General features: G+C 63.9%; 9 protein-coding genes. 1 reads left to right on the forward strand and 8 read right to left on the reverse strand.

The features are described 5' to 3' along the window. Nucleotides 1-524: ribosome maturation factor RimP (locus AC1DSN_RS13465; protein ID WP_477331115.1), on the reverse strand; the 524-nt coding region annotated here is incomplete at its 3' end. Between the two features lie 338 nt (nt 525-862). Between AC1DSN_RS13465 and AC1DSN_RS13470 the strand changes: the two genes are divergently transcribed. Next, entirely contained in the window at nt 863-2,014 is a 1,152-nt protein-coding gene (locus AC1DSN_RS13470; protein WP_213948262.1) for a GGDEF domain-containing protein, read from the forward strand. A gap of 3 nt (nt 2,015-2,017) precedes the next feature. Here the strand turns inward: AC1DSN_RS13470 and AC1DSN_RS13475 are convergent, their stop codons facing one another. From AC1DSN_RS13475 to AC1DSN_RS13505, 7 genes are all read right to left on the reverse strand, one after another. Next, entirely contained in the window at nt 2,018-2,311 is a 294-nt protein-coding gene (locus AC1DSN_RS13475) for a HigA family addiction module antitoxin (RefSeq protein WP_477331117.1), read from the reverse strand. 10 nt (nt 2,312-2,321) lie between these two features. Next, nucleotides 2,322-2,600 carry a type II toxin-antitoxin system RelE/ParE family toxin gene (locus tag AC1DSN_RS13480; RefSeq protein WP_477331107.1) on the reverse strand — a complete coding sequence of 93 codons (279 nt, stop codon included), beginning with the start codon at nt 2,598-2,600 and terminating at the stop codon, nt 2,322-2,324. A gap of 97 nt (nt 2,601-2,697) precedes the next feature. Continuing rightward, nucleotides 2,698-3,150, reverse strand: coding sequence for a GFA family protein (locus AC1DSN_RS13485; protein ID WP_477299299.1), 453 nt, complete (start codon nt 3,148-3,150; stop codon nt 2,698-2,700). 81 nt (nt 3,151-3,231) lie between these two features. Beyond that, nucleotides 3,232-4,230 carry a GlxA family transcriptional regulator gene (locus AC1DSN_RS13490; protein WP_477331109.1) on the reverse strand — a complete coding sequence of 333 codons (999 nt, stop codon included), beginning with the start codon at nt 4,228-4,230 and terminating at the stop codon, nt 3,232-3,234. Further along, nucleotides 4,230-4,793 (reverse strand): isochorismatase family protein, encoded by a 564-nt coding sequence (locus tag AC1DSN_RS13495; RefSeq protein WP_213948267.1) that lies wholly within the window; start codon nt 4,791-4,793, stop codon nt 4,230-4,232. The genes AC1DSN_RS13490 and AC1DSN_RS13495 overlap by 1 nt, the downstream gene beginning before the upstream one ends. Before the next feature lie 110 nt (nt 4,794-4,903). Continuing rightward, entirely contained in the window at nt 4,904-6,034 is a 1,131-nt protein-coding gene (locus tag AC1DSN_RS13500) for a hypothetical protein (RefSeq protein ID WP_477331111.1), read from the reverse strand. A gap of 125 nt (nt 6,035-6,159) precedes the next feature. After that, nucleotides 6,160-8,661 carry a protease pro-enzyme activation domain-containing protein gene (locus AC1DSN_RS13505; RefSeq protein WP_477331113.1) on the reverse strand — a complete coding sequence of 834 codons (2,502 nt, stop codon included), beginning with the start codon at nt 8,659-8,661 and terminating at the stop codon, nt 6,160-6,162. Nucleotides 8,662-9,172: the final 511 nt, after the last annotated feature.

Genomic DNA, 9,172 nt, shown 5'->3' on the forward strand with positions numbered 1-9,172 from the left:
AGACCGGGCTTCGGCTGTGGCGCATAGCCAAGAGCCACCCAATCGGGAACCACGCGGGCGCTTTCGACGTCCGCATGCTCGAATTCAAATCGGCCAGCCTCACCTTCGACCACAATGTGCTCGCCATTTACTTCAATGACGTTGCCTTTGAGGCGCCGACGACCCTCGATAGGGGCCTTCAGCAGCACTTTGACTTCCTGGCCGCTCACGCGAGCGAACTGCTCCGCCGTGAACAGAGGGCGGTCGATGCCGGGTGAGGAGACTTCTAATACATAGTTGCCAGGGATCGGATCTTCAACGTCGAGGTAGGCGGAGAACTCGCGGCTCGCGGCCTCGCAATCCTCCACCGTCACTTCCACCGGCAGTTCCGCCGCCTCGCGACGTTCGCGCTCGGCGCCCAGCACGTCCAGATAGACGCGCAGCGTTTGCTGCCCGTCGGACGGGGCGAAATCCATACCCAGTACTTCGAGGCCAAGCTCGGCCACGATGTCTGAAAAGCGTTGTGTAAGTGCGTTGGTATCCACGTTACCTGCGGTTTTTCCATTCGCCAGAAACAAAAAAAGGGCGCGAGCGGCCCATTCCATTACGTCGCCGATGTATCCGACACTTTCCTCCAGCGCTCGCCGCGATGCCCTGACGGCGCTCACAGTGTGTCGCAGGGCGCCTCCGTGCGCCCAACAAAAAAGCCTCACGAGGAGGCTTTCTTGTAAAAAGAAAGTTCCTGAAGCACCCACTGGGTGTAAGGCCTAAACCGGGGCCCAACGGCGCTTAAGATTCACTAAGTCTATCGTATTTTAATGTCTTCGTGCAAGGTCGTCGGTCCCGTCCTAGAATGGCCCCAGGGGCGAAACCGGGGGACGGGATGGACGGTACGGCGAATCTCGACGTACACACGCTAGGCATTATCGGCCTGGCCGTGGGGGCGACCATTGCATTGAGTTTTACCCTGCTCAGTATGGTGCTGCGCGGGATGCTCGCCCTGCACATCTGGGCAGGGGCGTTCTGGCTGCTTACCCTGGCCGGGCTGGCGGAAGGTTACGACGAAAATGCGACCTTCCTGTCGACTATCGTTGGAAGCCTGCTGATAGCGGCGGCCAATGGCGCCATGCTCGGTGGCATCGCCATCCACATCAAATATCCCCTGCGGTGGCGGTGGCCAGCCTTGCTGATCGCCCTCTTCCTGGCGGTGCAAGTCGCCTTTCTCCTCACACCCCCACCCCAGGCGGTCGAAGCCACCGTGTTCGGCGTGAAGAGCATCATCTGGGATGCCTGGATGATCTGGCTCCTCCTGTTCCGTGCCCCGCGCGAGCTGAGGACAGGCTGCGCGTTCACTGCGCTCGTCTTCGCCATCGATACCTTCTTTTATCTGGCCCGGGCAGCAGTCTCAATGCATCCTGAGATGGAATCGCACGTGCTGCTGTCATCCATCCTGACGACGTCCAACTACCTGTTCGGGATTCTTTGCACCTTCCTGCTGAGCACCGGCTTCACCCTGATGCTGGCCCAACGCCTGGTGCACGACCTGCGCTGCGCCGCCGAAATCGATGGCCTGACCGGCCTGCTGAATCGCACCGCCGTGGTCCGGGAGTCGAACCGTCGGCTCGCGACGACGCGCGGCCGCAGCAACTCCGCCCTGCTCTTCGACCTGGACAACTTCAAGGCGGTGAACGATTCCTGGGGCCATGCCGGCGGCGACGCGGTGCTCAAGCACTTTGCGGAAACCGTCCGCGCCAGCGGCATCCCCGAGCACGCCCTGTTTTCCCGCTACGGCGGCGAGGAGTTCCTGCTTCTGCTTCCGGGGGCCTCACCGAATGCGGCGAGCAGCCTGGCCGAGAGCCTACGGACCCGGATTGAAGGCGCGCCGGCGCCGTTCTCGGGTGCCTCGATCGCCTTCACAACCAGCGTCGGGGTCTGCACCTCGACCAACACGGAAATCCACGTACTCATCCAGGCCGCGGACGAGGCCCTCTACCGGGCTAAGAATGCCGGGCGGAACCGGGTCGAGGTGGCTTGAGGGTCAGGCTGCGCGTGGGCGGATGGCCTTGAGTGCGTCGCCGATCTCGCGCTCCGCACATTCGAGCTCGTAGTTCTGTTGCAGGTTCATCCAACTCCGACCATCGCCGCCGAAGTAACGGGCCAGCCTGAGGGCCGTGTCCGCCGTGATGCCGCGCCGCTCGTTGGCGATTTCGTTGACACGCGCCGCGGTTACGCCAAGGGCTGTCGCAAGTGCGTTACTGGATAGCCCGTAAGGGCGCATGTATTCCTCGCGGAGTATTTCGCCCGGATGTACGGGAGGAAGCCTTTTCGGCATGACGGTCACCTCAATGATAGTCAACAATTTCGACGTCTCGCGCATCACCCTCCGACCAACGGAAGCAAATCCTGTACTGGTCATTGACCCGGATGCTGTACTGCCCGAATCGATCGCCTTGCAACATCTCAAGTCGATTGCCAGGCGGCGCCCTCAGGATATCCAGCGTCGCTGCCGAATTTAGCTGAGCGAGCTTGCGCCTGATGACGGATTCGATACGGATGAAGCGCCGTACCCGATACCCCATGAAGAGCGCCTCAGCGTCTTGGTGCGCGAATGAAGCAATCATAAGTCAGCGGCTTATCGTTTGTCGATAAGCGATCATGACTGATTTTGTCAGTGCATACAGTCAGCGCACGGGGGCAAGCCTTGCGCGACCATCCTCGTCATACGTGGGCGTCGCCCGCACTCGCTCGCCATGCGGAAAAACGCACGTCACCGATCCAGTTGGCGGCACGGCGCGCCAGTCTTGCCGGCTCTTCTTCGCCATCGAAGCTCACGTCACTACGTACCAGGCGCGCGCTATCGAAGTTGTCGAATACGTTGACATTGACCACGGCATACAGCCTGCCATCGATAAGGCTCGTGCAGCAGGCGACAACACCGCACCGCGCGCAGACGCGGAAGTCCGCGGTTTCCGTGCCGAAGGTGTAATCCGAGACCAGGCCACCACCCCGGGCCCGAATGCTCAACGTTGCCAAGGCATTCGCTGTCCATACAGCCCCGTGCTTCCGACAGAACGTGCACGTGCATGCCCGGGCGGCAATCGTCTCGGCATGTTCGGGCCACACAAGCTCGAAGGTCAGGTTTCCGCAATGACAGCTACCGTGGATCAGCATGCTTCGTGCTCCTGCGGCTGATGGAAGAGGATTCACCCTACGCTCGCTTCGCCTCGGACGGCAAGGCCGGTTCTTCGAGGCTCAGGTCAACGCGTCGCGCGACCGACTCGGCGGCGCGGCGTGCAGACGACCCCAGGCCCGGCGCAACTGTCGTGCGGAGCCGAAACCCGAGCGTTCGGCCACCGCCTCCATATCCAGCCGGGACCCAGCCAACAACTCGCTGGCCAGGGCAACCCGCATGCGGTTCACGAAATCCGTCACGCTCATGCCCGCATGCTCGTTGAACAGTCGCGACAGATTGCGCGGGCTGGTAGCAGCCTCCCGCGCCAGCACTGGCACCGTCCAGTCACGCGCCGGATCGCCGGCAACCGCGTCCTGTGCACGGTGTATCGACGGATGCATGTGGTTGCGCCCTTCCAGCCAGGGCGACAGCTGCGGATCGCCTCCCGCGCGGCGCAGGTAAACGACGAGGAAGCGTGCGACCGCCAATGCGCACCCGGGCCCGACCTCGCCCGCAACAACATGCAGCATCAGGTCGATCCCGGCGGTGATGCCAGCACTCGTCATCCGCTCGCCGTCGACAACGTAGAGACGGTTCTCACGCACGCGTGCCGCGGGAGCGTCGTGCGCGAGTTCAGCGATGCAGCCGTGGTGCGTCGTGCACTCGACGCCATCGAGCAGGCCCGCGCGTGCGGCCAGCAGGGCGCCCGAGCAGATCGTGGCAAGTCGGATACCGGGCCGCACGACGCGTCGAAGCCAGTCGACAATGGCTGCTTCATACGCATCGTTCTGCCCGGCCGTGGTGACCGGCTCGCCCAGCGGAATGTCGGCGTGTCCAGGAACGACCAGCATGGCGCCGTCCGGCAGCCGCACCGGCAAAGGCGCGATGCCGGTCACGGCAAGACCGATTGAACTGCCGAGCTTGCGTGCCGGCCCGACGAATCGAACGTCGAAGCGAACCTCGCCCTGCTCGAGGTTCGCCTTGCGCAACACCTCGATCGGTCCCGCGACATCGAGCAGCAGCACGCGCGGTGGCAACACCACGAAAACGGGGATGACGCGGGGTGCCGTGCTCTTCATCAGGCGGCGTTGCGCAGCGCTCCTGCGAGCGCCTCCTCGACCGTCGCGATGCGCGCAAAACGATCTTCCAGCACCAGTTCCGTGCGCGCGCGGATCTCGCTGGCGCTCCACTCGCGACCATGACGGTCCGTCATCGGGAACGTCAGTGTCGCCTCACCCACATAGTCCACCTCATAACCGAGGTCCGAGGCGTGGCGGGTGGTGGTTTCGCAGCATTGCTCCGTGCGGATGCCGGACACGATGATGCGACGGATGCCGTTCTCGGTCAGCCAGACCTCGAGGCCGGAGCCAACTAGGGCGCTGTGCCGTCTCTTGCGAAAGGTCACTGTCGGCGCGATGCGAAGAGGTGCCAATGTCGCCACGAAGCCTGACGCCTCTGAGAACGGACCGCTGTCCTCCACATGGAAAATGCGAACGACGGGGATGCCGGCGTTCGTCGCTCCATCGATGAGGGCCTGCTGGCGGTCGACATAGGCAGGGACATCGCCTTCCCGCCAGTACGGGCGGTGGCGGAAGGATTCCTGGGCATCGATGACGATCAGCGCGGTATCGGCGTGGGACATGGCGGCACTCCTGGTGGCTGGATTGAACCCAGTTTCCTCCGGCCGGAGCAAGTGCGACAGGCCGGGCGCGGACGCTGACCGGACAATTCGCGCCAGATGAGCGACGCCTTTCAGCGGGATGTCTGCGGGGCCTGCCCCTGTTGTGCGAGGACGGTCGCCCAGCTTCGGGCCTCGTCCTGCAAGGCAAGCTTGCGGCGTTCGAGCAGACGCGCGTATTCGGGTTTCGCATCCTCGCCGAAAAACGGTTGGTTCCGAGCCTGGTCGATCTGCACGGGGTGTGTCTCGAAAAAATCCACGACAGCCTCTCGCGCGTCGATGGCCTCGATGGTGGCCGCCCGGATCGGCGCGACCCGCTTGAGGAACATTGTCAGATCCGCCATGTCCCGGGTTATCGAGGCAGCGGGGCGACCACCTTCGGCGATCACCGATGCTTCAGCGTCCCCGAGCCCACGACGCGCGCGATCGTCCACCATGTCCTGGGCGGCGAGATCGCTCCTCCAGTTTCGCAGCGCGTCGCGCACGCGATCGCGCGTCGCCAGATCCGCCAGTTGCACGTCGCCGACCACCGTCGCTCGCTCACTGGCGATCATATGCGCCCTGAGATTGGCGCGCGCCAGCCGCCAGTCTGCAGACGCTTTGGATGCCGCAGCCACGGCTCGCTGCTCGACGCCAACCGCGAGCTGTGCCTTCGATAAGGCGTTCACGTCGTCCAATAGCGACGCCGTCGGCGCCGCGTGCGGAAGGCACAGGAAGACCACCGTCGCGGCGCACAGTCCGGTCGCCCATAGGCCCGAAAACACGTAGCGGAAATCGACCCTGAGCCATCGCAACAAGACACTGCTGCCCGCGATGGCCCCGAACACCGGCAGGACAACCTTGCGAGTCTCCGCAGTGGCTTCGCTGCTATAGCTGGCGGCCCATATCAGCGCCATCGATCCGATGACGAGGACGGCAAAGACAGCCATGAACCAACGCAGCGGCATGGCAGCGCCCGGTGGGCGCGCTGATGGCGCGGCGACCTGCACCGCTTCCATCTTCAGCCACGCCGGACGGACAGCCTGTTCGTCTATATGCCGCCGTGCAAGCGCGTCGGGATCGATACCCCGGTCGATGAGTTCCGCACGCAATGCCGCCTCGGCCCAGTCGACTCGCTCGTCGCGAATCCACATGCGCTCGAGCACTGCCGTGTCCGTTGCGGCAAAACGCGCCCGCGCCTCTGCCTGACGTTCCTTATAGTCCATGTGGCCCCCCGACCCTGTTCCATCCGGCACCCTCTCCGCCGTGCGGGGATTGTGTACCGACGCGCGGCGAAAATGAAGAAGGCGCCCCCGTCGCCGGGAGCGCCCTCCTTCTACTCACGCGTGGATCAGTTGGTCCAGGTCGCCTTCAGCGAAACGCCCGAGAACGCGGCGTAGCCGTTGAGCATCACGTAGTACGTGCCGGTCGAGGGCGTCGTGAACGAGCAGGTCTCCGAGTTGCCGGTCACATACGGACGGCAGTCGTAGCTCGACGTCGTCGGCGCGGAACCGAACTTCACGTAGAGGTCCGCATCGCCCGAACCACCCGAGATGACGATCTTCAGGTTCTTCGCACCCGACGGGATCGCCACGGTGTAGTTGAGCTTGGCGTTCTTCGCGGCCGACAGGCCGGTCACCGCCACGCCGTTCTGCAGCGTGTTGCCACCACCGCCACCGGACGAGGTCACCGTTACCGAGGAACTCTTGGCGTTGGTGGCGCCTGCGTTATCGGTCACCGTCTCGCTGACGGTGTACGTGCCCGCCGCCGTGTACGTGTGGCTCGGACTCGTCGCCGTCGAGGTCGAGCCGTCACCGAAGTTCCACGCATGCGACGCGATGCTGCCGTCGCTGTCCGTGGAGCTATCGGTGAAGGTCGCGGTGAGGCCGCTGGTCACGACACTGAAGTTCGCTACCGGCGGAACGTTCGTGCCGCCACCGCCACCGGTGACCCAGTTGGCCTGGGCGTAGGTGTTGAGCTTGCCGATGTCGAAGCTGCCGAAGCCCGTGGCCTCGTCGAAGCCCGTGGCGGCGGTGTAGCCGTGGTTCTGGTAACCGTTGTTGCCCGACGTCACGTCATGCAGCAACGAGGTCTGGGTCGGGAAAGCACCGTAGAACTTCGATGCAGGGAAGCCGATGGCGTTGTTGGCAGCCGATTCGATACGCGCGAAAGCACCGACAAACAGCGGCGATGCCAGGCTGGTACCACCCACCTGCTCCGTCTGTCCGTCGATGATGATCAGGGCGCCCGACGCCGAGGCCGCGTCGAACGAAAGGTCTGGCCCCACGCGCTTGGTCGAGCTCGATACGACGGACTGCCAGGAAGGTGCCGCCTCATAGAGGCTGGTACCACCACCGGTCGCCCAGAGGCGCTGGTTGTTGTCGCCCTGGCTCGGCGCGATGGCCGAAAGGCCTTCGTTCCAGACGGTTTCGCCCGACCACGTCGTACCGCTGGTGGAAAGCTGCGTGCCGCCGACCTGGATGACGTACGGGGAGCTCGCCGGCTCGCTGACCGAATAGTGCGTCAGGTCGATCTTCACCGTACCGGCCGAGTTCGCCACGTAGCCAGGCGAACCGGAGGTCGGGTCGGTAGACCACTGGTAGACACCCGCATCGCCCGAAGCGATCGARAAGGTCTGGCCCTGGGCCACGGCCTGCTGGAAGATCGCATCGTCCGCTGCCTGGGTGCCGGACTCTTCGGCGGCCGTCTCGTCTTCACCGAGCGACACGTTGATCAGCTTGGCGATATTGTCGGTGACGGCCTTGTTGTAAGTCGCGGTGATGCCCGCGTCGGTGATGCCGCTGGAGTTCGAGTCGCCGTTGGGCGAGGTGTAGAAGATCAGCTGTTTCACGCCGCCGGAGATACCGACGATATCCTGGCTGTCGAGCGACCACTCACCGTTGGAGTCATCGTCGTTGGCGAAGGTACCGCTGCCGACCTTGGTGATCGTCGCGTTGACCGTGGCCAGACCCGCGCCCGACGTGAAGGTATTCAGATCGGTCACCGTCTGGGTAATCGAACCCCAGGTAATGATGCCCACCGCGGTCTTCGTCGCGGCCGGTACGCCACTGGCGCCGTAGATCGCTGCGAAGTCCTGCGGATGATGCGCACCCACGGCGGCGGCCGCCTGCGTGCTCGATGCCGGACCAGGTACGGTCACGTTCTCCGGGTGATAGACATGGTGCAACGTGTGCTTGACCGACACGTTCTGCAGACCGAGTACAGCGTCGACCGACTCACCGAGCGCAGCAGGGACAAGCGCAGGCGTGTCATTGGCAAAGAATTCGCGGCCGTTCGAGGTGAAGCGCTTGATCGACGTATGGAAGCCCGTCGTCGCGGCACCGGCATTGCCGTCGGCGGAGATCAACAGATTGTTGGGTGCGACGTCGATGTTGGTGAAACCAGCCTGCTGCAGGTGCGCGACAACCGCGTCGACTTGCGCCTGCGTCGGGCCGAACTGCGCCTTGAACTGCGCGGGCGAGAGGAACTTACCGTATTGCGCGCTACCGGGCGTGGTCACGCCGGCGAGGAAGGTCTGCAACTGGTCGGGATTGCGCAGCTTGAGGCTGACCACGACGTGCAGCGGATGATCGGCTGCCACCGCGGTGACGGCCGCACCGTCGATGTGCGGGGAACCGGTCATGTTCAACGCATAGCCACTGGCCACCGGCGTGGCGGCCGTTGAACTTGCGGCGAGCGTCTGCGTAGCGGCGACGGGGAGCATCGCGGCCCTGGTATGCGTGGAAACCCATGCATCTTCGGCGTGCGCGGAAAGCGAGGTCATCGCCAGCGCAATGGCCAATGTCAGTGCAGTTTTGCGTGTGACCCCTGAAGCAAAAGCATCGATCTTCATGAATGATCCTTCGTTAGCCCGTATTTGCCTCCGCTACGGCGGAAGCCCTGACACGCTGGCGATCTGGCTAAGCGGCATGTTCCCCGCCGGTCATTCGTCTCCCTGCCCGGTGTTGCGTGAAGCGCAGGAAATCACGAACTCCCCACCATCCCGCKTCTTGCTCCCCTGTTTCCCCTTCAGCCATGCGACGCGAAGCTTTCGCGGGGCTTTCCACGAACGGGTTCATTCACCGGTGGATGGGTTGCCGTGACGGGGACCGCAAAAACAGGCGTCGGTTTTTTTTCACCACGGAGCCTTTGCGACAAGCGAGGCGATCAGTCGATGCTTACGCATCCGCATCTTCTTGCGTTTTTGCCGTTAGAGCGCGATGTACTGCATCACTCAAACTCACGGCGGGCACCCAGGACTGAGGGCCGCCGCCAGCCACGTCGCCACGACCGCCCGCCCCTCGACGACATCCATGTACTGGATAGGAGCGCCACGGCCGTCGAGCCCGGGCAGCGGCGTACGC

Source organism: Luteibacter sp. P4_D7_3 (genome assembly GCF_056401735.1).